Source organism: Pseudomonas sp. nanlin1 (assembly GCF_045571515.1).
GTDB lineage: Bacteria > Pseudomonadota > Gammaproteobacteria > Pseudomonadales > Pseudomonadaceae > Aquipseudomonas.
Genome location: NZ_CP124218.1, coordinates 3,961,285 through 3,987,622, shown reverse-complemented (window position 1 = coordinate 3,987,622; position 26,338 = coordinate 3,961,285). Strand labels below are relative to the sequence as shown.

The following is a 26,338-nucleotide window of genomic DNA, read 5'->3' as shown; positions in this document are numbered from 1 at the left end:
TGGCGACATGGGCGGCGCGTGATCGCGGGGGTGCCCATGCCGTTTAGGTACCTCTACTTGTCGCGTTCTTTGCCAGGCTGCGAGCTGTGCTCAGCCGGCTTGGAGTCTGCCGATTGAGCCGGCTGTTCAGGCTTGGGCGTGTGCAGGCTTGGGAAAGGGAGGTTTGGGATTTCGTGCATCTTGGGCGCTCCTCGCAAGTGCTGGTTGACGGGTGATCGTATTGACCGCCTCGGTGCAAAGCCGGGGCAGGATACCCTAGAGTGGATGACGGTTTTAATATTTTGTCACAGGTCCTTCGCGCAGGCTCAATGCCGTTCAGGCGCAGGGCCGGGCAATATCCGTCGCAGGGTGTTATCCCGTATGACGTAGTGATGGAACAGCCCAGCCACTGCATGCAAGCCAATCAGCCAATAGCCCCAGGTGCCGACGCTGATATGCCAGTCTTGAATCTGCGCGGCCAGCTCGCGGTTGGGCGCGATCAGGTGGGGCAGTTGCAAGCCCCAGAACGGTACGGGCTTGCCTTCGCCGCTGAGGATCAACCAGCCGAGCACCGGCATGGCAATCATCAGGGCATAAAGCGCCCAATGCATGGCACTGGCGCCCAAGCGTTGCCACAAAGCCGGTGTCGGCTCGATTTTCGGGGTGACGCCCAGGCTGCGTGCCAGCAACCGCAACCAGACCAACGCAAACACGCTCAGGCCCAACATAAAATGCAGCTGCACGATCAGCAGGCGGCTATCGGAGCCGCGGGCGAACTGCCCGCGCAGTTCGATGCAGGCATAAACGGCCGCGAGCATCACCAACATCAGCCAATGCAGGGTAATCGACAGGCTGCCATAGCGTGCTTCGGTATTTTTCCAGGTCATGGATCCGGGCTCAGGGTATCTATCCGTTTCTAGTGTGGTCTTTCACAAGCAAAAGATAAAACTAATTACCTAATGTTGCTGCAGAAACCACCGAACCCAGAAAATTACCCGTTTTTTTTGTGCCAGCCTGGTTCCAACGCAGCAGGGTCGACGCGCAGGCATTTTACCTACAGAACCTAGTTGTCCATCATCTCGGCCGCTTGCTGGGTCGCCTGGCTGGTTCGCGTGGCGAGCTTGCGCACTTCATCGGCGACCACTGCAAATCCGCGACCGGCTTCGCCGGCTCGCGCCGCCTCAATGGCGGCATTCAACGCCAGCAGGTTGGTCTGGCTGGCAATGCCCTGGATGGTGGTCACAATCTGCGTCAGCCTGTTGAGGGTTTCTTGCATCTCCCGATGTTGTCGCGCTTGCGCCTCGCGCAGGGTGCTTTCTTCATGGTGGGCATGGATGTCGGTGATCGCACCTACCACCCGTTGCGGGGCGCCGTCCTGCGCGCGGCGCGTTTGCCCGCGGCCGCGAAACCAGCGGTAAGTGCCGTTTGTGTGTTTGAGTCGATAATCCACATCGAAGGGCGTCTTGCCGCTGCGGTCGTCCACATGGGCGACGAAGGCGCCGATGGCCCGTGCGCTATCGTCGGGATGCAAGCGCGAGGTCCAGCTTTCCAGGGTGTTGGGGAATTCCTCGACCGTGTTGCAGCCCAGCAGCCGGCGCATTTGTGAAGACCACCAAATGGTATTTTTCGGGTTTGCCGGGTCGCCTGCCACCACCTCGATATCCCAGAGCCCGTCATGCAGCATCTCCCGGGAAATGTCGAAGCGTGTAGCCGCCAGTTCGAGCGCCTGGTTGTGCCGGTATTGTTCATGGATGTCGCGAACGGTCCCCGCCATGCACAGCGCGGCGCCTTGCCCATCGCGCTGCGATGTACCGCTGATGCTGCACCAGCGATAGTCGTCGCCGGGCGCGGCCTTCATTCGCGCCTGGAGGGCAAATGCCGTCCGCCCGCTACGGTCGGCAAGGTGCCTGGCGAGCGCTGCCAGATGGGCTTGCCGGTCGTCCGGATGCAACTGTTCGCTCCACGCGCCGAGCCGACCCATAGCCTGGGCCGAGTCCGCCGCAGGCCTGGTCCACGTCATCGCACACTGCGGCCCAGGTGCAGCGGTTCCATCCAGTTGCAGCTCCCAGAATTGCTCACCTGCGCCTTGAACCATCAGTGCCCAGCGCGCCTCCCATTGCCGCAACAACTTGTCACGGCAGGCCAGGTCCGCTTCCACTTGGCTGACGCGGCAGGTTAATGCGCTGGCTTGCTCCTTAGCGGCTTGCCGCTCCTGCAGCAGCTGTTCGACGCTAGCCAGAATGGCCCGCACTAACCGGTTGTTCGATGACAATGGCCGGCTCGCCTGGTCAGGCTGCTCCAGCCGGTCGGCCAGATGCGCCAATACCCGGCGTGTGGATCGGCTAAAAAAAAGCATGGAGCACCTCTACCTCGGTCAAATGGGAACAGCCTGCGAGGGCTGCGTCGGGGCCGACAACGCCTGGGCGTCAAAGACTTTCGCCCCCGGCAGCGTTTGCCAGGTTGATGGGCCGGCGGCTATTTCCTCGGCACTGAGCAGGCAGTCGTCGAGGGCGCGCTGTAACGCGTGGGTATCCAGATCCTGGCCGATAAAGACCAACTCCTGCCGGCAATCGCCGACAATGCTGTCCCACTTGGTCATGATGCTTTGCAACCGATATTCATCCCTCGGCCATTGCGACTGCTCGATGAAGTTCCACCAGTGCCCCACATAGTCCCACTGGAACTGCCCGCCGCTGTGCACCAACAGGCCGGTTTCCAGGTGCCGGTTGGCCAGCCAGCAGTAACCCTTGCTGCGCAACAAGCGCCCGTTGCGCCAGGGCCGCTGCAGAAAATCGAGAAAACGCTGTGGGTGAAAGGGAGCCCGCTCGCGGTACACCCATGAAGTCACGCCATAGGTGTCCGACTCGGAGGCCGGTGTGTCGTCGGCCTGCATTTTTTTCATCCAGCCGGGCGATGCCGCCAGGCTGGGTAAATCGAACAGATGGGTGCCGAGAATGCTTGCTAGCTCAACCTTGCCGTGGGTCATCGGCATGATTCGCGCGGTCGGGTTAAGGCCGCGGAGGATTCCGTGCACGGCCTGATAACCGGGCTCGTCGATCAGGTCCAGTTTGTTGACGAGAATGACGTTGGCGTACTCCACCTGCTCAATCAGCAGATCTGCCAGAAGGCGTTTGGGTGTGTCCGTTTGTGCGTCGTCGCGGGGCGCGATGTCTGGCGATTCGAGCAGTGCCTGAAAACCACTGCCATCGACCACCGTCACCAAGGTATCGAGCCGCGCCAGTTCGCTGAGGCTGAAGCCTTCTGCGTCCAGGAATGCGAAGGTCTCGGCAACCGGCATCGGTTCGGAGATCCCCGTAGATTCAATGAGCAGGTAGTCAAAACGTTGCTGGCGTGCCAGGGCACTGATCTGCTCGAGCAAATCGGCGCGCAGCGTGCAGCAGATACAGCCATTGCTCATCTCGATCAACTCATCCCGACCCCGGTGCAGCGCCACGTCGCGCTGCACCTCTTGGGCATCGATGTTGACGTCGCTCATGTCATTGACGATGACTGCCACTCTCAGGCCGTCGCGATTGCGCAGTAGGTGATTGAGCAGGGTGGTTTTACCGGCGCCGAGGAAGCCAGAAAGCACGGTTACCGGCAGTCGGCCCGCAGGGTCGCCATCAATCATAGGTTCACCGCTGGCGAGCTGGCGGCCTTGTCCAGGTAGCTTTCGAACAGGTCGACCACCACGAAGCCGTCATCGGCTGCATCCCCCCACAGGTCCTTCACACGAAACTCGACGTGGTAGGTGGGCTGATGCGCAGCGGTCAGGTCGCCATGGCCAATGGCGTCCGGGAATGGCCATTTTTCTGAAGTACGGTGCAAGACCACACCTTCCTTGCCTCGCACATAAGCCGGCATGCGGATATGCCCCGCTACATACTCGTCGCGCACGACAACCCGGTCGCCGACTTCAAAAGGTGCTCGGCCAGTGATCGCCGGGCGACCTTGGGCATGGGCGGGGTTCGCCAGCTTGAAGTGCGAACCCAGGGCCTGATCGAGCTCCGCCTGGGTGATGACACCGGTTTCCACCAGCAGGGTGGCGGTAGCGATGACATAGCGTTCGTAGTACTGGGTGCCGACATGCTGGCGCACGTCCAGGCGCTCGACCGCGTGGCGCACTTCGTCCACGCTGAACTTTTTCAAGTGATCGGCGCCGATGAACATCAAGCTGTACGCCAGGTGTTCCCAGTCCTGCTTGAACACGGGTTGGTAGCTCAGGCTGTTGATGGTGTGCGGGACTTTGCCAAAGCCTTGGAAACCGCCGAGATCGTGAAAGCCATCCATTGTGAATACCTCTGTAGTGGTGAATGAAAATTGAAATAAACAGAGATCCCCGGCTACGCGACGTACGGTAGCGCTACGCCAATAAGGACATCCTTGGTAATCAATTTTCGAAGCGCCTCTTCATCCATGGCTTCGCTGCCCTTTGGCCGCATAGGCAGCACCAGATAGCGGCTTTCGGCGCTGGTGTCCCACACCTTGATGGCCACCTCGTCTGGCAGCTCCGTGCCCAACTCCCGCAGCACGGTGCGCCCTTCGCGAACCAGGCGGGCGCGGAACTCGAAGCCCTTGTACCACTCCGGCGGCAGGCCCAGGACGGGCCAATTGGTGCAGGAGCAGAGGCTGCACACAATCACGTTTTTCACACTGGGCGTGTCCTCCAGCGCAACAATGTATTCACCCTGCGGGCCGGTGTAACCGAATTGGGCGCACGCGGCGGTGCCATCTCTGAGCAGGAGTTCACGAAACTGCGGGTCTACCCAGGCCTTGGCCACAACCCGGGCGCCGTTATCCGGGCTCCATTGGTGTGCCATCAGCTGTGTCATATGCTCGATATAGCCATCGGGGATCAGGTCCTTCTGCTTGAGCACTTGCAGTAGCGCCTGCGCGCGTTCGCCTGGGGTTGATGGTTTTTTTTCTGCGGTGGTCATCGGTGGGTTCCTCATCGTTGAGCTTCAAGGCAGCGCCTGGCGGCTTGGTCTTTTTTGCGCTGCAGGGCCGGCTAACAGTTTTTCCAGTCGACAGACGCCTCGAACGCTGCGGCAGCCTGGTAAATCGTGCCTTCGGCATAGTGTTTGCCCACCAGCATCAGCCCGACAGGTAAACCGTCTACCAGGCCGCAGGGAATCGACATGGCCGGATGGCCCGTGATGTCCTGTGCAGAGGCATTGCCGATCATTTCCAGCGCCCGGGCCACGTACTCGGTGATCGAGCAACCGGGCTGCGGGTGCGGCTGGGCAATGATCGGCACGGTCGGCATGACCAGCAGGTCGTAGCGCGCCAATGCCGCGTCATAACCGGCACGGGCCAGGCGTCTGAGGTTTTGTGCCTTGGCGTAGAAACGGCCGTTGTAGCGCTGCAGACCGTATTGCCCGACGAACATGCACAGCTTGAGCGAGGCGGACAGGTCATTGGCCTGATCGCGCCAGCCGGCCTGTTTGTCCAACAACCCCAGGTCATATAACCCTTGCCAGTTAAAGCCGGCTCCATTGCCGTGCATCATCTGCATCGTCAGGCCCTCACAGCCGATGGGGTGCCACAACGAACCTGCCAGCTTGTGCTCAGGCACCGACACCTCTTCGACGTGCGCGCCCAGCCGAGCCAATGCATCGATGGCATTGCGTACAGAGGAGGCGACACGCGGGTCCTGGTTGGCCAATTCAAAGCCTTCGCGCAGGACGCCGATCCTTAGCCCGCTTACACCGCGTTCCAGGTAATCACTGTAAGCGTCGACCTGAGGCGCGGCCTGGCGCGGGTCGAGGCCATCGGCTCCCGCCATGACCTCCAGCATCAGAGCGTTGTCCCGTACGTTTGCCGTAATGGGCCCGGCATGATCGATAGTCGCTTCGATGGCCATGATCCCGCTGTAAGGCACCAGGCCGTGGGTCGGCTTCATCCCGTACGTGCCGCAGAAGGCCGAAGGAATTCGGATTGACCCGCCTTGGTCGCCGCCGACTGCCAGGTCGACCTCGCCCGCGGCAACCAGTGCTGCGCTGCCGGAAGACGACCCTCCCGAGGCAAATCCGTGGCGATAGGGGTTGTGCACCGGCGCCGGATCACTCGTGTGACTACCACCGGATAGGCAGTAATGCTCGCAGGTGGCCTTGCCGAGAATGGTTGCGCCGGCATCGAGCAATCGGGAGACAACCGTGGCATCGAATGATGGGACGAAGCCCTCAAGGGGCTTTGCACCGTTCATCATGGGTACGCCCGCGAGTGAAATATTGTCCTTGAGTGCGACTGTTCTATTGGCCAGCTTGCCTTCACCGGCACCGCAGACTTCCGTTCGGTAGTACCAGGCGTTCAACGGGTTGTTGGCAGCCGAGGGTCGATAGCCCGAGCTGCGTTGGTAACGCACCGGTGGAATGAAGTCAGGCTGCTCGTCAATCAGGTCATAAGCATCGAAGCTAGGCTGCATGAGCGCCAGGTATTCGTGGGCTTGCTCGGCAGTGATCTGCATGTGCAGGCTGCTCGATACGTCCAATAGCTGTTCAAGGCTGGGGCGAACAATGGGCATGGTTGGGCTGTCCTTATCGTAAATGGCCGAAGAGCACTGCTGCTCATCAATACAAGTGGGCCTGGCGCTCAAGATAGTCCGCGCTGCCAGTCGCGGGCTTGGTTGAGCAAGACATCGATTTGGCTGAGGCGGACACCGCTGGGTAAAGCCGCAAAGGGCAGGTAGCCGCAGCACCTTGGGTTAAAAAATGCGCGCGTAACGCAGGTTAATGCGCAAGTCTTCCTTGGTGCCGTTGTCCACCGAGAGGTCCCTACCCAGTTGCAGTTGGAGCTGATCTTGGGGGGTGACGAATTTAGTCGCGGTGAGGCGGAAGTTGGTGGTGCCCAGCTCGTTGTTCTGATCGACCTGCTCAACGTTCGTCTCGCCGCCCCAGGTGCGCCCGAAGCCGATACCCAACGCGGTGCTGGCGTCTGGCATGTAACGCCCCATGATCTGTGCTGCGTAAGAAACGTCCTGCTCCATACGGTCGGCATTTGCACCGAAATCCGTGTTGTCGCCATACCAGGTCGCGCCGCCAACCAGGTCCACCGCCCATTTTTCGCCGAAGTGTTTGACGTAGGCACTCTGCAGTTCGAATTTCCAGCGGTTCTCGCCGAGATTGAGCGCGTCCTCCTTGTCGTACGTACCCGTAGGCACATACAGATAGGGGGCGATACTGAGGGTGTCGCGGGCTTCGTTGAGCCGCCATTTGACCGGCGCGGTGAGGATCAAGTCGCCAACGCCGCGGGTACTACCCAGCGCTGAGGCGTCGCTTGCGCCGGAGACGTACCCGAAAGGCAACAGAAACTGCGGGTCGATGGTGACGGTGTCAGAGAGTGCGTACACATGCAGCAGACGCAGGATGCCGACGTCAGAGCGCACCTTGAAGTCAGAGCTGATCTTGCGTCCATCGTTATAGGCCGAGTCCGTGGTGGCGTGCTGGTAATAAATCGCCCCGATAGTCGCGCCGATTGGGTATTGCTCATAATCGCCGGGCGCCACTTCGCCGGCGTTGGCGTGAAGCGCGGGCAATAGGGTAGAGAGGGTCAGCAGGCGGATCTTATGCATCATTTATTCCTCGCACAGGGAAGCCGGCCACCCGACGAGGGTGGCAAGGCGGCAGAGATGGGGGAGGTAAGCGCCGATGGCGATCAGGTGGTTGGCGGCAGCGCGTCGCGTAACATGCCGGTCTGCGCATGGCAGTTGATGTACTCGAACACCTGACTCTTGGCGTCTGACACGGACACTTCGTGGTACAGCCTTAACTTCTTCAAACCGGCGGCCACCCGGAAAAACGTTACGAAAATACGCAGGTGGGTCGGGTGCGATTCAGCCCAGCGCTCGAGTTTCTCCACCGAGCGCCAGTGACCGATGTTGTAGCTCAGGTCGAGAAAGTTGCCGTCCAGGTCGATATTGCGCACGAACCTGTTGCTGTAGCAGCCCAACGCCTGGCCGTTGTCCCGCAGGAAGTCCATGCCGTCCTGTAACGTCGGCAAGATTTCGTCGAGGTAGAGCGAGCGCTCCTCTGCTTCAGCATCTGCCCAGTCCTGGCCGGAACGAATCAGGGTAAGGTTGTCATGCCCCAGAACCACAACCCGTCCGCCCTGGGCCGGGTCACCCGCGATCACTTGCAGCTCGCTGGTGGGCTTCATCCAGTCAGTCTGGGAGATCGGGAAACGGTCGCGCATCGAACCCCAGTAGCCGTGTTCTTCGATCTCTCCACTGGTTGTGTCCATTACCGCGCCGACACCCGGTAGGTTCTCCTGAAACGCGTACAGCGTCTCGAACTGCTCGCTGCGCGGCGCGGTGATTTCGCGGAAATAACCCAGGCTTTCAGCGAGCCGATCCGGCGAACTCCACCAGTCATTCACTTGGGGTGAGCGCAACCAGCGACAGTGGGCGGCCGGGTCTTTCCAGTAGCCGACCACAATCAAATTATCAAAGCCGCTGCTGTCGGTGTGGTGGGTCAAATCATAACTCTGCGGGCCATCTGGCAGGCTGAAACTGCCAACGATGTGACGCATCGCCTGCAATGCGGGCTCGCGCTGGGCGTCGCCGCGATATTGCACGCCCAGATAAGCCATCACCACTTGTTCCAGCTGCTGGTCAGCGCGCGCGACCCACATAGGGAACGGCGGTTGATACTCGTCCGGTACACGGCGGGACAGGGTGCGTGGGCATTTGAGATGTGTGTCGATTGCAGATTCCATATTGAGCTCCTGGTTATTATCGTTCAGGCCTACGGGTGGGCGTCAGCGCGGCGCTGGGAGGTTGCGTTTGGCGATCTGCCGGCGCTGCAGCAGATGCATGGCACAACATTCAATCAGCCAATAAGCCGACTCTTCAGGTGCAAGGTCGCGCCGTTGCAGAAACCAGTAGGAATCAGCGAATCGTTGGGAATAGTGTCGATGCATGGCGTACCTCATCAGCGGGGATTGAGCTGCTGTGGGGTGGAAATTAGGCTGGGCGAGGAGGGTGCGCTTTGTTCGGCGAGACAACCATTTGGTTGGAAAAGACATGGCCCAGGCGCAAGTTCCACCGTGAACCGCGCTGGTGCGCGTGAGCCGCCTGAGTAATGTGCTGTGCCCTTAAATGGTGACGGATGCGGCGGGGCACAGCCGCCGAAGGCAGCTGGAAGTTGCGCTGCAAATGCCATGGCAGCGTATTCGAGCAGGCCTGCCACTGCGCTTGGCCTGTTAATTGCTTTTCATGGGTGAAAACTGGTCGCACGCTACAACTTCTCGAGCGTCTCTTGGATCATTGTCGAGGTCAGTGTCATGAACCCAAGCTCTCAGTATTCGACCCTAGCTGTTTCGCCACCCCGTCGGTTTGATTATTGGAAAGAAGTGGTCTGTCGCCACTGCCTGGCGGCCGATAGCAAACACTTGTCCCAGGGCAGTTTCGATGGCTCGCTCACGGTTAATACCGTCGGCGAGCTGGACATCTGCTCGCTGTCTTCGCCGTTGCATTACTGGGAGCGTTCCGCGCAGCACCTGCGCAGCGGCCCGGCCGAAGATTTATGGTTGGGTTTCGCTCGAAATGGCCACGGGCAGATAGAACAAGGCTCAAGAAAAGCAAGCCTGGCAACGGGCGATTTGTTTCTTTATGACGCAACTCAGACGTTTCGTTTCAGCCTGGGCGGTACCGAAAACCACTTGATCCGTATTCCCAGAGCGTTGCTCACCGAGCGCCTGCCGCGTATTGCCGAGTACACCGCGCTGGTCCTCGACGACCGGCGCCCGGGTGTCGTTCCCTTACGCGAATTGCTGCATCAGGCCGCGAGCACGCCTGCATCGCTGCAGAACGAGCGGATCTCGAATCGGTACTCAAGTGCTTTGTTGGATCTGCTGGTGATCAGCCTGGAACTCCAGGACCTGAAAACCAGCCACCAAGAGATGGACCTCTACGGCCGCATCATGAAGTACATCCAACGACACTTGAGCGAGCCCGACCTGTCGATCGATGCCATCGCCAAGGCGCACAATGTGTCCACCCGGACCGTTACGCGGGCCTTCGCCCGCTACCAGAAAACCCCCGTTGCAGAGATTTGGAAAGAGCGCCTGAATGCCAGCCGAGAAGCGATCGAACGCGGCCAGGTGCGCAGCGTGTCCGAGGCGGCCCTGGATTTCGGGTTTTCTGACTTTTCCCATTTCAGCCATGCGTTTCGCAAAGCATTTGGTGTGGCGCCGAATACGCTTTTACGCCGCAATTGACTTTGCCCAGGCCTCAGCGCCACTAATGGCGAGGCTTACCCGGTAGATTCGGCCACACATCGGCGACTAAAAACAATCGCTGGGCCTCGTGCCAGTCACTGTCTTTGCCCTCGACCAGCCGCACCAACAGTTGCGCAGGGGCCAGCGGGTCGAGTTCGGTTAGCCAGGCCTCGAATTGCTCAGCTGTCCAAACCTCTGCCGCGCTGCACCGCGCAGGCGCCAGCCAGGCCTGGCGCGGCAAGGGTTGCCAACGCCCGGGCGGGCATTGCCCGGCGAACTGCCGCCATTGCCGCTGGAACAACCAGGCGCCTTGCAGGTGCTGAGGGTGAGCGCCCGCGGGGGCAGCGGCACCAGCGCCAGGCCAGGGGTAAAACAGATAGCCCGCCAGCCACAGGTGCGCCTGGGGCTGTTCGAGGCCTAGCCCTGCCAGGGCTGCGCGGCTTTGCGGGCGCGCCGAGATGGGCAACTGATGCTCGGCCAGGTGGCTCAGCTTGCGCCCCAGGCGGTCCTGGCAGCCCGGCCCCAGCCACTGGGCGGGGTCCTCGCCGCCCACCAGCGGGCCCAAATAGAGCTTGATGGCCAGCTCGATATGGTGCTCGCCTTCACGGTCGCGCAGCAGGATGTCCAATTCGCCGAGCGTCAGGTTGCCTTGGCGGATCGGCAGATTGGCCGCCAGCAGCTCCACCCCCGGGGCCTGGTCCAAGGCGAACTGCCACAGCCGCTCGTAATACAGCCCCAGGCGCCGGGTCGGGCCACGGGCCAGCCAGTCGCGGAGCGGTTGCGGCTCGGCGTCCAGCGCCCAGAGCCAGGCCTCCAGCGCTTCAGGCGCGCTGGCCCAGTCGCTGGCGGCCAGCGGGTGGCGTTGCCGCCACGGCGCCTGGGCCAGCATCGGTGGGGCCAGGATCGCCCACGCCAAATCGCGCACTTCAGGCTGGTGCAGCAGGCGGGGCAGGGCGTGCAGGGTAGGGAACAGGTTCATGCTGCGAGCATAACGGTTTGCTCGCCGGTGCAAAGCTTTTTGTCCTGCCTGGCGCTTTACCCCATAATCGCTGTCACATCAGAATGCAAAAAGAGTACGGGTTAATACCTTTCAACCGTATTCCAGAATTAGGCGGGAGCCCCATGGAGCAGTTTCGCAATATTGGCATCATTGGCCGCCTCGGCAGCTCCCAGGTCCTCGACACCATCCGGCGCTTGAAAAAGTTTCTGCTGGAGCGTCAGTTGCACGTGATTCTCGAGGACACCATTGCCGAAGTGTTGCCAGGCCATAGCCTGCAGACCTCGTCACGCAAAATGCTCGGCGAGGTGTGCGACCTGGTCATCGTCGTCGGCGGTGATGGCAGCTTGCTCGGGGCCGCTCGCGCGTTGGCTCGGCACAATATTCCGGTGCTGGGTATCAACCGCGGCAGCCTGGGTTTTCTCACCGACATTCGCCCCGACGAACTGGAAGTCAAGGTGGCTGAGGTGCTCGACGGCCACTACCTGGTGGAAAACCGCTTTTTACTTCAGGCCGAAGTGCGCCGTCACGGGGAGGCCATCGGCCAGGGCGATGCCTTGAACGATGTGGTGCTGCACCCCGGCAAGTCGACCCGCATGATCGAATTCGAGATCTACATCGATGGCCAGTTCGTCTGCAGCCAGAAGGCCGACGGCCTGATCGTCGCCACCCCGACCGGCTCCACCGCCTATGCGCTGTCGGCGGGCGGCCCCATCATGCACCCCAAGCTGGACGCCATCGTCATCGTGCCGATGTACCCGCACACCTTATCGGGCCGGCCCATCGTGGTCGACGGCAACAGTGAACTGAAGATCGTTGTTGCCCGCGACATGACCATCTACCCGCAGGTCTCGTGCGACGGCCAGAACCATTTCACCTGTGCCCCCGGCGACACCATCACCGTCAGCAAAAAACCGCAGAAACTGCGCCTGATTCACCCTCTGGACCACAACTACTATGAGGTGTGCCGCACCAAACTCGGCTGGGGCAGCCGCCTCGGGGGCGGGGGCGACTGATGCTCGACCCGGCACGCAGTTATGACTTGATCGGTGATGTGCACGGCTGTGCGCACACCCTCGAGCACCTGCTGGACACCCTCGGCTATCGGCGCCAGGCCGGGGTGTGGCGGCACCCCTGGCGCCAGGCGCTGTTCCTCGGCGATATCATCGACCGCGGCCCGCGCATTCGCGAAGCGTTGCACATCGTCCACGACATGGCCGAGGCCGGCCAGGCCCATTGCATCATGGGCAACCATGAATTCAATGCCCTGGGCTGGGCGACCCCCGCGCCGCCGGGCAGTGGCAAGCAGTACGTGCGCGAACACACGCCACGCCATGAGCGCTTGATCGAAGCCACGCTGACCCAGTTCGCCCATCACCCGCTGGAATGGGACGAGTTCGTGCAATGGTTTTACCAGATGCCGCTGTTCATCGACGCCGGGCGCTTTCGTGTGGTTCATGCCTGCTGGGACAACACCCTGATCGCCAGCCTGCGCGGGCCGTTCCCCAGTGGCTGCGTCGATGAGCATTTCGTCCAGGCCGCTGCAGTGCCGGGCAGTTACGCCTGCAATGTGTTTGACCGCCTGCTGCGCGGCACCGATATGCGCCTGCCCGATGGCCTGACCCTAACCGGCGGCGATGGCCTGACCCGCTCGTTTTTCCGCACTAAGTTCTGGGAAGACAACCCGCAGACCTATGGCGACATTGTCTTCCAGCCCGACGCGCTGCCGGAAGCGGTGGCCAGTACGCCGCTGAGTACCGGGCAGAAGAACGCGCTGCTGCGCTATGGCGTCGATGAGCCGCTGTTATTCGTCGGCCACTACTGGCGCAGCGGCCGGCCTGCACCGATTCGCCCCAACCTGGCCTGCCTCGACTACAGCGCCGTACTCTACGGCAAGCTGGTGGCCTACCGGCTGGACCAGGAAACCCGTATCGACCCTGGTAAATTCGTCTGGGTCGACGTTGAACGCCCGGAAGCCCTGCGATGAGCAAGTTAGAAGTATTTCGTCAGCCGTTAAGTATCGACCTCAGCGGCTTCGTTGGCCTGTTACGCCGCCTGCAGGTGCCGCACCGGGTCACCGAAGAGGGCGACGCCCAAGTGCTGTGGATCGACCCGCGCTGGAGCGCCGACAGCGTGCGCGAGCTGTACCAGCGCTACCCCGACGGCAACGCCGAGGTCGACACCAGCGCCTTGCCGGCCTTGGCCCCGGCGGCGCGGCCGAGCTTGCTCGCCCAGGCCCGGAGCAACCCGGTCACGGCGGTGGTGCTGTTGCTCAGTGTGGTGGTGGCGGCCCTCACCTGGCTCGGTGAAGACCTGGCGCATTTGCGCTGGCTGACGTTTCTGGACTTCCACGTCGAAGGTGAATACATCTATTTCGACAGCCTGGCCAGTAGCCTGGCCGGCGGCCAATGGTGGCGCCTGATCACGCCGATGCTGGTGCATTTCGGCATCCTCCACCTGGCCATGAATGGGCTGTGGTACTGGGAGCTGGGCAGGCGCATCGAGCAACGCCAGGGCCACTTGAGCTTGGTGGGGCTGACCCTCATATTCAGCCTGGTGTCCAACTATGCCCAGTATGCGGTGGGCGGGCCAAGCCTGTTCGGCGGTTTGTCGGGTGTGCTGTATGGCCTGCTCGGGCACTGCTGGTTGTACCAATGGTTGGCGCCCAATGCCCATTACCATCTGCCCCGTGGCGTGTTGGTTATGATGTTGGTGTGGTTGCTGGTGTGCATGAGTGGGGTGGTGGGGGCGCTGGGCTTCGGCGAAATCGCCAATGCCGCCCACGTCGGCGGATTATTGGCCGGTTGCTTGACTGGCCTCTTGGGTGGCGCCCTCGCACGCCGTAGACTAAGCCGTTAATTTCTGGAGTCGCCATGACCTCGTTTGCTCACATGATCGAAAACATCACCCCCGAGATCTACGAAAGCCTGAAACTGGCGGTGGAAATCGGTAAATGGTCCGACGGCCGCAAGCTCTCCGCCGAGCAGAAAGCCCTGTCGTTGCAGGCGTTGATCGCCTGGGAAGCGAAGAACCTGCCGGAAGACCAGCGCACCGGGTATATGGGCCCGCAGGAGTGCAGCTCAAAATCTGCGCCGGTGGCCAATATTCTGTTCAAGTCGGATGCGATCCATTGAACGAGATCGCTCGCGGCGCGGTTAGCAAAATGTCGACCCGCCTGGAAGGCCCCACCGTGCAGTACACCCTGCGCGTGGGCGACAGCGAAGTGGCGGTCAACCCGCTGATCGGCCAAACCTTACGCCTGGAATTTCTCGGTGCGATCCATTGCAGCCATTGCGGGCGCCGCACCAAAACCAGTTTCAGCCAGGGCTATTGCTACCCCTGCATGACCAAGCTGGCCCAGTGCGACCTGTGCATCATGAGCCCCGAACGCTGCCACTACGAGCACGGCACCTGCCGTGAGCCGAGTTGGGGCGAGCAGTTCTGCATGACGGACCACGTGGTGTACCTGGCCAATTCATCGGGTATCAAAGTGGGCATTACCCGCGCCACCCAACTGCCGACCCGTTGGCTCGACCAGGGCGCTATCCAGGCGCTACCGATCATGCGCGTCGCCACTCGGCAGCAGTCCGGGCTGGTCGAAGACCTGTTTCGCTCGCAAGTGGCGGACCGCACCAACTGGCGGGCCTTGCTCAAGGGCGACGCGGCGGCGGTGGACCTGCTAGCGGTGCGCGAGCAACTCTTCGACAGCTGTGCCCAGGGCGTCAGCGCATTGCAAGCGCGTTTCGGCCTGCAGGCCATTCAGCCCATTGTCGAGGTGGCGCCGCTCGATATCCGCTACCCGGTGGCGGCGTACCCGAGCAAGATCGTCAGCTTCAATCTCGATAAAAATCCAGTGGCCGAAGGCACGCTGCTGGGCATCAAGGGCCAGTACCTGATCTTCGATACCGGCGTGATCAATATTCGCAAATACACGGCGTACCAGCTCGCCGTGCATCACTAAACAGGATGCCCCCATGCGTACCGACCAGCCGAAAATGATTTACCTCAAAGACTATCAGGCGCCCGACTACCTGATCGACGAAACCCACCTGACCTTCGAGTTGTTCGACGACCACAGCTTGGTCCACACCCAGTTGGTGATGCGCCGCAACCCGGAGCGCGGCGCTGGCCTGCCACCTTTGGTGCTCGACGGCCAAGCCCTGGAGCTGTTGTCGGTGAGCCTGGGCGACGTGCAACTGCAACCGGCCGACTACCAGCTGGATGACAGCCACCTGACCCTGCAACCTACGGCCGAGAATTTCACGGTCGACACCAGCGTGCGTATCCACCCGGAAACCAACACGGCGCTCGAAGGCCTGTACAAGTCTGGCGGTATGTTCTGTACCCAATGCGAAGCCGAAGGCTTTCGCAAGATCACCTACTACCTTGACCGCCCCGACGTGATGAGCCGCTTCACCACCACCCTGAGTGCGGCGAAGCAGGCTTACCCGATCCTGCTCTCCAACGGCAACCCGGTGGCCAGTGGGCCAGAAGGTGAAGACCGGCACTGGGCGACCTGGGAAGACCCGTTCAAGAAGCCTGCCTACCTGTTCGCCCTGGTAGCCGGTGACCTCTGGTGCGTGGAAGACACCTTCACCACCCAGTCCGCGCGGGAAGTGGCGCTGCGCATTTACGTCGAGCCAGAAAACATCGACAAATGCCAGCACGCCATGGACAGCCTGAAAAAATCCATGCGTTGGGATGAACAAGCCTACGGCCGCGAGTACGACCTGGACATCTTTATGATCGTCGCGGTCAACGACTTCAACATGGGCGCCATGGAAAACAAAGGGTTGAATATCTTCAACTCCAGTGCCGTGCTGGCCCGCGCCGAAACCGCCACCGACGCGGCGCACCAGCGGGTCGAGGCCATCGTGGCCCACGAATACTTCCACAACTGGTCGGGTAACCGCGTCACCTGCCGCGACTGGTTCCAGCTGTCGCTTAAAGAAGGTTTCACCGTGTTCCGCGATGCCGGCTTCTCGGCCGACATGAACTCGGCCACGGTCAAACGGATCCAGGACGTTGCCTACCTGCGCACCCACCAATTCGCCGAAGACGCCGGGCCCATGGCCCACGCTGTGCGCCCGGACAGCTTTATCGAGATTTCCAACTTCTACACCCTCACTGTGTATGAGAAGGGCTCGGAAGTGGTCGGCATGCTCCACACCCTGCTGGGCGCCGACGGGTTCCGCCGCGGCAGCGACCTGTACTTCGAGCGCCATGACGGCCAGGCCGTGACCTGCGACGACTTTATCAAGGCCATGGAAGACGCCAACGGCGCTGACCTGACCCAGTTCAAGCGCTGGTACAGCCAGGCCGGCACACCGCGCCTGGCGGTCAGTGAGGCGTACGATGCGGCCCAGGGCGAATACCGCCTGACCTTCCGCCAAAGCTGCCCACCGACCCCGGACAACGGCGAAAAACTGCCCTTGGTGATCCCGGTGGAACTGGGCCTGCTCAACGCCCAGGGCGGGGAGATCCCGTTGCGCCTGCAAGGCGAAGCCAGCGCCAGCGGCACCAGCCGGGTGCTCTCGGTGACCGAGGCCGAGCAAACCTTCACCTTTGTCGACGTTCGCGAGCAGCCGTTGCCGTCCCTGCTGCGTGGCTTTAGCGCACCGGTACGCTTGAGCTTCCCCTACGACCGCGACCAGTTGATGTTCCTCATGCAGCACGACAGCGATGGCTTCAACCGCTGGGACGCTGGCCAGCAGTTGTCGGTGCAGGTGCTGCAAGAACTGATCGGCCAGCACCAGCGCGGCGAAGCCTTGGTGTTCGACCCACGCCTGGCGACCGCGCTGCGCACCCTGCTCGAAGATGCCAGCCTGGACCAGGCGATGGTGGCTGAAATGCTGTCGTTGCCGAGCGAAGCCTACTTGGCGGAAATCAGCGAAGTGGCCGATGTCGAGGCCATCCACGCGGCCCGCGAATTCGCCCGCCAGCAACTCGCCGAACAGTTGTTCGAACCGCTGTGGGCGCGCTACACGGCTAACCGCGAGGTGTCCAAGGTGACCCCGTACGTGGCCGAGGCCGAGCACTTTGCCCGCCGCGCGCTGCAGAACATCGCGCTGTCGTACCTGATGCTCACCGGCAAGGCTGAGGTCGTGGCGGCTACCCTCGACCAATACGAACACTGCGACAACATGACCGAGCGCCTGACCGCCCTGGCGGTGTTGGTCAACTCGCCGTTCGAAGCCGAGCGCGCCCAGGTGCTGGCCGAGTTCGCCGAGCGCTTCAAGGCCAACCCGTTGGTCATGGACCAGTGGTTCAGCGTGCAAGCCGCCAGCGGCTTGCCAGGTGGCTTGGAGCGGGTCAAGGCGTTGATGCAACACCCAGCCTTCACCCTGAAGAACCCCAACAAAGTACGTGCCCTGATCGGCGCCTTTGCCGGGCAAAACCTGATCAACTTCCACGCCGCCGACGGTTCGGGTTATCGCTTCCTCGCCGACCTGGTGATCGAGCTCAACGCGCTCAACCCGCAAATCGCCTCACGGCAACTGTCGCCGCTGACCCGCTGGCGCAAGTACGACAGCGCTCGACAGGCGTTGATGAAGGGCGAGCTGGAACGCATTCTGGCGTCCGGCAAGCTGTCGGCAGATGTCTTTGAGGTGGTGAGCAAGAGCTTGGCGTGACGTCTGAACCCTCGCGGGCGCCCGCTCGCGAGGGTTTGTCTCGATAAACCCGATGCCCGAGGACAGCTATGGCCAGGGCCCTGATTGCCGTACTGGGGTTGGCCCTGGCCCTGGTCAGCCTACCCAACCTCGCCGCACCACCCCCCGCCCATACCCTGCTATTGGACCTCGCCGTGGTCGGCGAGCGCCTGGTGGCGGTGGGCGAGCGTGGGCGCATTCTTTACTCTGACGACCAAGGCGCCAGTTGGCAGGCGGCCCAGGTGCCGACCCGGCAGATGCTCACGGCGGTGTATTTTGTCGATGGGCAACACGGCTGGGCCGTGGGCCACGACGCGCAAATCTTGTACAGCGCCGATGCCGGCGCCACCTGGGCGCGCCAATACGAAGACCGCCAGCGTGAGGCGCCGCTGCTCGACGTGTGGTTTCAGGATGCTCACCACGGCCTGGCCGTGGGGGCCTATGGGGCGTTGCTGGAAACCCACGACGGCGGTGCCCATTGGCAGGACGTCAGTGAGCGCCTCGACAACCCCGAGCAACTGCACCTCAACGGCCTGGCTGAGGTCAAGGACGCCGGCCTGGTGTTGGTGGGTGAGCAGGGTAGCCTGTTCCGCTCCCGCGACGCCGGGCGCAGCTGGGTCGCCGTGGCCAGCCCCTATGCGGGCTCGCTGTTTGGCGTGATCGCCACAGGGCGGCCGCGCACGTTGCTCGTTTACGGCTTGCAGGGCAACTTGTGGCGCTCCGATGATTTCGGCGACCGCTGGCAGCCGGTGAGGGTAGAGGGAAGCGCGACAGCCAGCCTGGCAGGCGCTACCCGTCTGGCTGCAGGTAGCCTGGTGGTGGTGGGCAATGCAGGCACGCTGTTGCGCAGTGACGACGACGGCGTGCATTTTACCGCCGTGCAGCGCTCGGACCGCCGCGCCCTGGCCGCCGTGGTGGGCTTGCCTGCGGGTGGGCTGGCGCTGGCCGGGGAGGGCGGGGTGCAGGTGACCGCCGGCCAGGCCAGCCCACCATGAGCGCGGCCCACGACCCGCGCGGTTCAGCCCTGGAGCGGCTGATCTTCGGCCATCGGCTTTGGGTGATCGCCCTGTGCGGTGTGCTCAGCTTGTTGTTGTTTTACCAGGCCAGTTTGCTTCGGCCGTCTGCCAGTTTCGAAAAAATGATCCCCCTGCAGCATCCGTTCATCCAGCGCATGCTGGAGCACCGCGACGACTTGGCCAACCTAGGCAATACCGTGCGTATCGGCGTAGCGGCCCGCCAGGGGGATATGTTCGACCCTGCGTACCTGGAGACCCTGCGCCAGGTGCACGACGAGGCCTTTTACCTGCCTGGGGCCGAACGCGCAGGGCTGCGTTCGCTGTGGAGCCCCGGCGTGCGCTGGAACGAGGTGACCGAGGCCGGTTTCGCCGGTGGCACGGTGATTCCCCACACCTACGACGGCTCCCCGGACAGCCTGCAACAGCTGCGCGATAACCTGCTCAGGTCGGGTGAGGTCGGCCGCCTGGTGGCCAATGATTTGCGCTCGAGCATCGTCGAAGTGCCGTTGCTGGAGGCTTACCCAGACCCGCAATCCCCAGGGCAACTGCTAACCCTCGACTACCAGAGGTTATCGCAGCAGATGGAGAGCCGCATCCGCCAACGGGCCCAGGCGCAGAACCCCAACGTTGAAGTGCACATTACCGGCTTTGCGAAAAAGGTCGGCGACCTGATCGATGGCCTGGCTGTGGTCACGCTGTTCTTTGCTGGCGTGGTCTTGATTACCCTGGCGTTGCTCTATGGGTTTACCCGCTGCCTGCGCAGTACCGTCGCGGTGCTCGCGACCACGCTGATGGCCGTGGTTTGGCAATTGGGCCTGATGCACCTGGCGGGTTTGGGCCTGGACCCGTACTCGATGCTGGTGCCGTTTCTGATCTTTGCCATCGGCATCTCCCACGGTGTGCAAAAAATTAACGTCATCACCCTGCAGGCGGGCACTGCCGACAGCCCGCTGACGGCCGCTCGGCAGGCGTTTGCGCAGTTATTCTGGCCGGGAATGGTGGCGATCCTGGTGGACGCCATAGGGTTTGCCAGCTTGCTGGTGATCGACATCGGGGTGATCCGTGAGTTGGCCTTGGGGGCCTCGATGGGCGTCGCCGTGATTATCCTCAGCAACCTGATCGTGCTGCCGGTGGCGATCTCCTATGTGGGCATCAGCCACCGCGCCATCGCCCGTCGCCAGCGCGACGCCGGGCGTGAGCAGCCGTTCTGGCGGGGCTTGGCTCACGCTGCCAGCCCACGGGTAGCGCCGTGGTCGCTGGGCATTGCATTGCTCGCGTTGGGCGCGGGGCTGTGGTACGGCCAGCGGTTGCAGGTGGGTGACCTCGACCCAGGGGCCCCGGAGCTGCGTCCAAGCTCGCGCTATAACCAAGACAACGCCTTTATGCTCGAGCACTATTCGACCCGCTCGGATGTGCTGGTGGTGATGGTCAAGACGGCGGCCGACGGTTGTTCGCAGTACGCCACCCTGGCGGCCATGGATGAGCTAATGGCGGAGCTGGAAGGCACCCCCGGCGTGCAGTCGACCCAGTCCCTGGTGACGGTCGCCAAGCAGGCGATCAAAGGCCTGAACGAGGGCAACCTGAAATGGCAAAGCCTGTCGCGCAACCAAGCCTTGCTCGATAGCGCCGTCGCCCGCGCCGATGGCCTGTACAACAGCGACTGTTCGCTGGCGCCGCTGTTGGTATTGCTCGATGACCACAAGGCCGACACCCTGGAACGGGTGGTGCAGGTCGTGCAAACCTTCGCCGCCAGCCATGACCGCGAGGGCCTGGCGTTCATGCTGGCGGCAGGCAATGCCGGCATCGAAGCCGCCATCAACGAGGTGATCAAAAACGCCGAGTGGGCGGTGCTGTTGTGGGTGTACGGGTGTGTGGGCTTGATGTGCCTGGTAACCTTTCGTTCACTGGCGGCCATGCTATGCATCGTGTTGCCGTTGCTGCTGACGTCGGTGCTGGGCAACGCCCTGATGGCGTGGCTGGGTATCGGCGTGAAGGTGGCGACCCTGCCGGTGGTGGCCTTGGGCGTGGGCATTGGGGTCGACTACGGCATCTACCTGTACAGCCGTCTGCAAGGCTTGCTGCGCAGCCGGTTGCCCCTGCAGCAAGCCTATTATCAGGCGCTGCGCTCCACCGGCCGCGCGGTGCTGTTCACCGGCTTGTGCCTGGCCGCAGGCGTGGCGACCTGGGTGTTTTCACCGATCAAGTTTCAGGCTGACATGGGCCTGATGCTGACCTTTTTGTTGCTGTGGAACATGCTGGGGGCCTTGTGGTTACTGCCGGCTTTGGCGTGGCTGCTGCACAAGCGCTAGCGGCCGTGGGCGCTTCAGTCACGGCCCAAGACCACGCTCAAGGCATTGCGGGCGTCGTCCAACTGCACCAGGGTGGCATGGCGGGCGCCCAATGCATCGCGGTTTTCGATCGCCGTAAGGATCGCCTTGTGCCGCGGCAGCGCCAATTCATGCAGGTTCGGCCGCCGGTTGGAGTGTTTCAGCGCTTCGCGCAGGGCCAGCGAGAGCATGTTGCACAGGTGCGCCAGCAGGTCGTTATGGGTGGCATCGGCAATACGGCTGTGGAAGTCCAGGTCGGGCTGCAAGATGGCTTCGGGCGAGTCGGCCGCTTCCATGCGCGCGAAGGCTTCACCGATCGAGGCCACTTCGGCGTCGCTGGCGTGCTGCGCGGCCAGCGCTGCGGCTGCCGGCTCGATAATGCTGCGGACACTGGTGAGCAGGGCGAAAAATTCGTTCTGCGGCGAGCTCTGCATCAGCCAGTGCAGCACGTCGGGGTCGAGCATGTGCCACTCGCGCCGGGCCTTGACCACTGAGCCGACCCTCGGCTTGGAATAGACCAAGCCCTTGGCCACCAAAACCCGCGTGGCCTCGCGCAGCACGGGCCGGCTGACCGCGTACTCTTCGCATAACAGGGTTTCGGCGGGTAGCTTATCGTCCGGTTTGAAGCGCCCAGAGACGATCTGCATGCCGAGGTCCTGAACGATGCGCGCGTGCATGCTTTTGCGTTCGGAGGGTTGGCGGTAGTCCATGGGTGATCCTGTCGCGGGGAGCAGCGATGATAGCAAAAAGATCGGGGGCAAGCCCCCCCTACGGCAACGCGTAGGAGGGGGCCGGGCGGCGTTCCGCTTGCCCCCGATCTTTTGCTCTTTCTTCACTTCACCATTGAACGTTAAGAGCTCGGGGCTGAGGCCCCTCCTACAGGGCCCCTCCTACAGGGCTGAGGCCCCTCGGGAGGTCAATGGGAATGCCGCGGCACCTCCGAACCCCGGCAGCCCACCAGGAAGTCGAAATCACAGCCTTGGTCGGCCTGCATCACATGGTCAATGTACAGCTGGCGGTAGCCGCCCGCCAATAACGCGGGGGCCGGGGGTTGCCAATCCGCCAGCCGCGCCTGGAGCTCGGCATCGGTTACGTCCAGGTGCAGACGCCCGGTGCTGCAATCGAGTTCGATCATGTCCCCTTCGCGCACAGCCGCCAACGGCCCGCCCGCAGCGGCCTCCGGGGCCACGTGCAGGACCACGGTGCCGTAGGCCGTGCCACTCATGCGCGCGTCGGAGATGCGCACCATGTCGGTGACGCCCTGGGCCAACAGCTTGGCGGGCAGGCCCATGTTGCCGACCTCGGCCATGCCGGGGTAGCCCTTGGGCCCGCAGTTTTTCATCACCAGGATCGAGTCGGCCGTGACGTCCAGCTCAGGGTCGTTGATGCGCGCCTTGTACTCGTCGAAGTTTTCGAACACCACCGCCGGGCCACGATGGCGCATCAATGCAGGCGTGGCGGCGGAAGGTTTGAGCACTGCGCCCAGTGGCGCCAGGTTGCCGCGCAGGACGCAGATACCGCCGTCCGCCACCAGCGGGTTGTCGAGGGCGCGGATCACTTCGTCGTCGCCATAAATAGGCGAGCTCTTGACGTTGTCCCACAGGCTCTTACCGTTCACCGTCAACGCATGGGGGTGGGGGATCAACTGATGTTCACCCAGGCGGCGCAGCACGGCGGGTAGCCCACCGGCGTAGTAAAACTCTTCCATCAGGAAACGCCCTGACGGTTGTAGGTCGACCAAGGTCGGTGTGCCGCGGCCAATGCGGGTCCAGTCGTCCAGTTCCAGATCAACCCCAATGCGCCCGGCGATAGCCTTGAGATGGATCACGGCGTTGGTCGAGCCGCCAATCGCGGCATTGACCCGAATGGCGTTTTCAAACGCTTCGCGGGTGAGGATTTTCGACAGCCGCAGGTCTTCGCGGACCATTTCCACCGCACGCATGCCGGACATATGGGCCAGTACATAGCGACGTGAATCCACCGCCGGAATCGCCGCGTTATGCGGCAGCGAGGTGCCCAGGGCTTCGGCCATGCAAGCCATGGTCGAGGCGGTGCCCATGGTGTTGCAAGTGCCGGCCGAGCGCGACATGCCGGCTTCGGCCGAGAGGAATTCGTCGAGGCTGATCTGCCCGGCTTTATAGGATTCATGCATCTGCCAGACGATCGTCCCGGCGCCGATGTCTTTGCCATGGTGCTTGCCGTTGAGCATCGGCCCACCGGTGACCACGATGGCCGGCACGTCGCAACTGGCGGCGCCCATCAACAGGGCGGGGGTGGTTTTATCGCAGCCGGTGAGCAACACCACGCCGTCGATGGGGTTGCCGCGGATCGCCTCTTCGACGTCCATGCTGGCCAGGTTGCGGGTGAGCATGGCGGTGGGGCGCAGGTTCGATTCGCCGCTGGAGAACACTGGAAATTCGACAGGAAAGCCACCCGCTTCGAGAACACCCCGTTTGACGTGCTCGGCAATGGTACGAAAGTGGGCGTTGCACGGCGTCAGCTCAGACCAAGTGTTGCAAATGCCAATGATCGGCTTGCCTTGGAACTGGTGGTCGGCAATGCCTTGGTTTTTCATCCAGCTGCGGTACATAAAGCCGTTCTTGTCGGCCGTGCCGAACCATTCGGCTGAGCGCAGGACGGGTTTCTTATCTGGCATGGGAGGCTCTCTTATTGTAAGACTTAATTATGGCGCCGATGGATAAAATAGGCCTAAAAAGCCGCCGTGTGAAGTCGTTGTCGGTTAAATAGTATTACTATATAGTCGATTCACAGGCGGCAAAGACCTCCTGGTACTTCCATAACAACAACAATATGGAGACCGCACCATGAGCCAGGAACTGGCGTTAATACGCCGCATCACCCTGAAATTGATCCCTTTTTTGATCCTGCTGTACCTCATCGCCTACGTCGACCGCTCCGCCGTGGGCTTCGCCAAGCTGCACATGGGCGCCGACATCGGCATTGGCGACGCCGCCTACGGGTTGGGCGCCGGGCTGTTTTTCATCGGTTACTTCCTCTTCGAAATCCCCAGCAACCTGATGCTCGACCGCTTCGGTGCGCGCCGCTGGTTCGCCCGCATCATGCTGACCTGGGGCGCGATCACCATCGGCATGGCCTTCGTGCAGGGCCCGCACAGCTTCTATGTGATGCGCTTTCTGTTGGGCGCGGCCGAGGCGGGGTTCTTTCCCGGCGTGCTCTACTACATTACCCAATGGTTCCCAGTGCGCCATCGCGGCAAGATCCTGGGCTTGTTCATCCTTTCGCAACCCATCGCCATGATGATCACCGGCCCCGTGTCGGGCGGCTTGCTCGGCATGGAAGGTATTTTCGGCCTGCACGGGTGGCAGTGGCTGTTCATCGTCATCGGCACCCCAGCTATTTTGCTGACTTGGCCGGTGCTGCGCTGGCTGCCCGACAGCCCGCAGCAGGTCACCTGGCTCAGCGCCGAGGAAAAAACCTGGCTGGCCGCGGAGCTGAACAAGGACCTGGAGCAATACGGCCAGACCCGCCATGGCAACCCTCTACATGCGCTGAAAGACAAACGCGTGCTGCTGCTGGCGCTGTTCTACCTGCCCGTCACTTTGAGCATCTATGGGCTAGGCTTGTGGTTGCCGACGCTGATCAAACAATTCGGCGGTAGCGACCTGACCACCGGCTTTGTCTCGGCCGTGCCTTACGTGTTCGGCATCATCGGCCTGCTGCTGATCCCGCGCAGCTCCGACCGCCTCAACGACCGCTACGGGCACCTGGCTGTGCTGTACGTGCTGGGCGCCGTGGGCCTGTTTCTCAGCGCCTGGTTGAGCACGCCGGTGCTGCAATTGGCGGCCCTAAGCCTGGTGGCGTTCGCGCTGTTTTCCTGCACGGCGGTGTTCTGGACCCTGCCTGGGCGCTTTTTCGCCGGCGCCAGCGCGGCGGCCGGGATTGCCTTGATCAATTCGGTGGGCAACTTGGGTGGCTACATCGGCCCGTTCGTCATTGGTGCGCTGAAGGAATACACCGGCAGCCTGGCCAGTGGTTTGTACTTCCTGTCAGGGGTGCTGGTGTTCGGTTTCATCCTGACCGGGGTGGTCTATCAATTGCTGGAACGGCGCCACGTGCTGCCTGCCGACAAGTTCGCCGCCAGCGCCCGTTCCTGAATTAGCCAGAGAGAGCTTTGCTATGCGTTTAGTACAGTTTCAGTTGGAAAACGGCGAGCGCCGGGTCGGCCTGGTCGACGGCGACCGTGTGCATGAAGTATTGGGCACCCAGAGTGTCCGCGAACTGGCCCTGGCCGCGATTGCCGCCGGTGGTGGTTTGGCTCGCCAGGTCGATGCCCTGGGCTTGGGCACCCATTACGACTACCCGCAGTTGCTGGAGCAACAGCGCATTTTGCCGCCCCTGGACCACAGCGACCCGGCGCACATGCTGATCACCGGCACCGGCCTGACTCACCTGGGCAGCGCCGCCACGCGCGACAAGATGCACCAGCAGCTGGGCGACGAAGCGGCCATTACCGACAGCATGAAAATATTCAAATGGGGCGTGGAGGGCGGTAAACCCGCCGCTGGCCAGGCCGGTGTGCAGCCCGAATGGTTCTACAAAGGCGACGGCAGCATTGTCGTGGCACCCGGTGCCGCGTTCCCGGTGCCGCCCTTCGCCGAAGACGCCGGCGAAGAACCGGAGCTGGCGGGCTTGTATGTGATTGGCCCGGATTCACGCCCCTATCGACTGGGGTACGCCTTGGGCAACGAGTTTTCCGACCACGTGATGGAGCGCCAGAACTATCTCTACCTGGCCCATTCGAAATTGCGCGCTTGTGCCTATGGGCCGGAGCTGCGGGTGGGTGAATTGCCTTCGCACCTGGCCGGGACTAGCCGTATTCATCGGGGCGGCGAATTGCTCTGGGAAAAAGAGTTTCTCAGTGGCGAAGCGAACATGTGCCACAGCTTCGACAACTTGGAGTACCACCATTTCAAGTACGCGCAGTTCTTGCGCCCTGGCGATGTGCACATTCATTTCTTCGGCACTGCGACGCTGTCTTTTGCCGACGGCATCGCCACGCAGCCGGGCGACCGCTTTGAAATCAGCCTGAACGAGTTCGGCGCGCCATTGATCAACAGCGTAGGTTCGGCTGCGGCGGCATTTGCGCCGGGTACGGTTGGCACACTCTAAGAG

General features: G+C 62.3%; 21 protein-coding genes and 2 pseudogenes. 11 read left to right on the top strand and 12 right to left on the bottom strand.

Features of this window, described 5'->3' with window-relative positions; genetic code table 11:
* Window positions 1-305 precede the first annotated feature (305 nt).
* The 9 genes and pseudogenes from QCL65_RS18295 to QCL65_RS18255 all read right to left on the bottom strand — a co-directional run bounded on the left by QCL65_RS18295 (window position 306) and on the right by QCL65_RS18255 (window position 8,691).
* The gene (locus QCL65_RS18295; protein ID WP_407311191.1) at window positions 306-866 is read right to left on the bottom strand and encodes a cytochrome b; all 561 of its coding nucleotides are present in this window, start codon (window positions 864-866) and stop codon (window positions 306-308) included.
* A gap of 185 nt (window positions 867-1,051) precedes the next feature.
* Window positions 1,052-1,312: pseudogene (locus QCL65_RS18290) on the bottom strand (methyl-accepting chemotaxis protein); the annotation flags it as partial.
* 24 nt (window positions 1,313-1,336) lie between these two features.
* Window positions 1,337-1,960, bottom strand: a pseudogene (locus QCL65_RS18285) (PAS domain-containing protein); the annotation flags it as partial.
* Window positions 1,961-2,353: 393 nt separating this feature from the next.
* On the bottom strand, window positions 2,354-3,610 hold the full coding sequence (locus tag QCL65_RS18280; protein WP_407311189.1) for a GTP-binding protein: 1,257 nt from the start codon (window positions 3,608-3,610) through the stop codon (window positions 2,354-2,356).
* On the bottom strand, window positions 3,607-4,269 hold the full coding sequence (gene nthB / locus QCL65_RS18275) for a nitrile hydratase subunit beta (protein WP_407311187.1): 663 nt from the start codon (window positions 4,267-4,269) through the stop codon (window positions 3,607-3,609). Before nthB ends, QCL65_RS18280 begins: the two co-directional genes overlap by 4 nt.
* Window positions 4,270-4,322: 53 nt before the next feature.
* Window positions 4,323-4,916, bottom strand: coding sequence for a nitrile hydratase subunit alpha (gene nthA, locus QCL65_RS18270; RefSeq protein ID WP_407311185.1), 594 nt, complete (start codon window positions 4,914-4,916; stop codon window positions 4,323-4,325).
* 71 nt (window positions 4,917-4,987) lie between these two features.
* Window positions 4,988-6,502, bottom strand: coding sequence for an amidase (locus QCL65_RS18265; RefSeq protein WP_407311183.1), 1,515 nt, complete (start codon window positions 6,500-6,502; stop codon window positions 4,988-4,990).
* Between the two features lie 180 nt (window positions 6,503-6,682).
* Window positions 6,683-7,549, bottom strand: coding sequence for a transporter (locus tag QCL65_RS18260; protein ID WP_407311181.1), 867 nt, complete (start codon window positions 7,547-7,549; stop codon window positions 6,683-6,685).
* An 83-nt stretch (window positions 7,550-7,632) separates the two neighbouring features.
* Window positions 7,633-8,691 carry a phenylacetaldoxime dehydratase family protein gene (locus QCL65_RS18255; RefSeq protein ID WP_407311179.1) on the bottom strand — a complete coding sequence of 353 codons (1,059 nt, stop codon included), beginning with the start codon at window positions 8,689-8,691 and terminating at the stop codon, window positions 7,633-7,635.
* A gap of 567 nt (window positions 8,692-9,258) precedes the next feature.
* Here QCL65_RS18255 and QCL65_RS18250 point away from each other — a divergent pair.
* Window positions 9,259-10,194: a helix-turn-helix domain-containing protein gene (locus QCL65_RS18250; protein ID WP_407311177.1), complete on the top strand. Its 936-nt coding sequence runs from the start codon at window positions 9,259-9,261 to the stop codon at window positions 10,192-10,194.
* Window positions 10,195-10,216: 22 nt separating this feature from the next.
* Here QCL65_RS18250 and QCL65_RS18245 read toward each other — a convergent pair whose 3' ends face one another.
* Window positions 10,217-11,173 (bottom strand): DUF1853 family protein, encoded by a 957-nt coding sequence (locus tag QCL65_RS18245; protein WP_407311175.1) that lies wholly within the window; start codon window positions 11,171-11,173, stop codon window positions 10,217-10,219.
* Between the two features lie 143 nt (window positions 11,174-11,316).
* On the opposite strand from QCL65_RS18245, the gene QCL65_RS18240 reads away from it, so the two are divergent.
* From QCL65_RS18240 to QCL65_RS18205, 8 genes are all read left to right on the top strand, one after another.
* Window positions 11,317-12,207 (top strand): NAD(+) kinase, encoded by an 891-nt coding sequence (locus QCL65_RS18240; RefSeq protein ID WP_407311173.1) that lies wholly within the window; start codon window positions 11,317-11,319, stop codon window positions 12,205-12,207.
* Window positions 12,207-13,178: a metallophosphoesterase gene (locus QCL65_RS18235; protein ID WP_407311171.1), complete on the top strand. Its 972-nt coding sequence runs from the start codon at window positions 12,207-12,209 to the stop codon at window positions 13,176-13,178. The genes QCL65_RS18240 and QCL65_RS18235 overlap by 1 nt, the downstream gene beginning before the upstream one ends.
* Window positions 13,175-14,050 carry a rhomboid family intramembrane serine protease gene (locus QCL65_RS18230; protein WP_407311169.1) on the top strand — a complete coding sequence of 292 codons (876 nt, stop codon included), beginning with the start codon at window positions 13,175-13,177 and terminating at the stop codon, window positions 14,048-14,050. Before QCL65_RS18235 ends, QCL65_RS18230 begins: the two co-directional genes overlap by 4 nt.
* A gap of 14 nt (window positions 14,051-14,064) precedes the next feature.
* Complete coding sequence (locus tag QCL65_RS18225; RefSeq protein WP_407311167.1) at window positions 14,065-14,325, top strand: YeaC family protein; 261 nt, start codon at window positions 14,065-14,067, stop codon at window positions 14,323-14,325.
* Complete coding sequence (locus QCL65_RS18220; RefSeq protein WP_407311165.1) at window positions 14,322-15,152, top strand: DUF2797 domain-containing protein; 831 nt, start codon at window positions 14,322-14,324, stop codon at window positions 15,150-15,152. Before QCL65_RS18225 ends, QCL65_RS18220 begins: the two co-directional genes overlap by 4 nt.
* A gap of 13 nt (window positions 15,153-15,165) precedes the next feature.
* Window positions 15,166-17,823: an aminopeptidase N gene (pepN, locus tag QCL65_RS18215; protein WP_407311163.1), complete on the top strand. Its 2,658-nt coding sequence runs from the start codon at window positions 15,166-15,168 to the stop codon at window positions 17,821-17,823.
* Window positions 17,824-17,891: 68 nt separating this feature from the next.
* Window positions 17,892-18,836: a WD40/YVTN/BNR-like repeat-containing protein gene (locus QCL65_RS18210; protein WP_407311161.1), complete on the top strand. Its 945-nt coding sequence runs from the start codon at window positions 17,892-17,894 to the stop codon at window positions 18,834-18,836.
* Entirely contained in the window at window positions 18,833-21,166 is a 2,334-nt protein-coding gene (locus QCL65_RS18205) for an efflux RND transporter permease subunit (protein ID WP_407311159.1), read from the top strand. Before QCL65_RS18210 ends, QCL65_RS18205 begins: the two co-directional genes overlap by 4 nt.
* Window positions 21,167-21,180: 14 nt before the next feature.
* Here QCL65_RS18205 and QCL65_RS18200 read toward each other — a convergent pair whose 3' ends face one another.
* Both QCL65_RS18200 and QCL65_RS18195 read right to left on the bottom strand, forming a co-directional pair.
* Window positions 21,181-21,894, bottom strand: coding sequence for a FadR/GntR family transcriptional regulator (locus tag QCL65_RS18200; RefSeq protein WP_407311157.1), 714 nt, complete (start codon window positions 21,892-21,894; stop codon window positions 21,181-21,183).
* 206 nt (window positions 21,895-22,100) lie between these two features.
* Window positions 22,101-23,840, bottom strand: coding sequence for an IlvD/Edd family dehydratase (locus QCL65_RS18195; RefSeq protein ID WP_407311155.1), 1,740 nt, complete (start codon window positions 23,838-23,840; stop codon window positions 22,101-22,103).
* Window positions 23,841-24,009: 169 nt separating this feature from the next.
* Between QCL65_RS18195 and QCL65_RS18190 the strand changes: the two genes are divergently transcribed.
* Entirely contained in the window at window positions 24,010-25,320 is a 1,311-nt protein-coding gene (locus QCL65_RS18190) for an MFS transporter (RefSeq protein ID WP_407311153.1), read from the top strand.
* 22 nt (window positions 25,321-25,342) lie between these two features.
* Entirely contained in the window at window positions 25,343-26,335 is a 993-nt protein-coding gene (gene araD1 / locus QCL65_RS18185; protein WP_407311151.1) for an AraD1 family protein, read from the top strand.
* Window positions 26,336-26,338 lie beyond the last annotated feature (3 nt).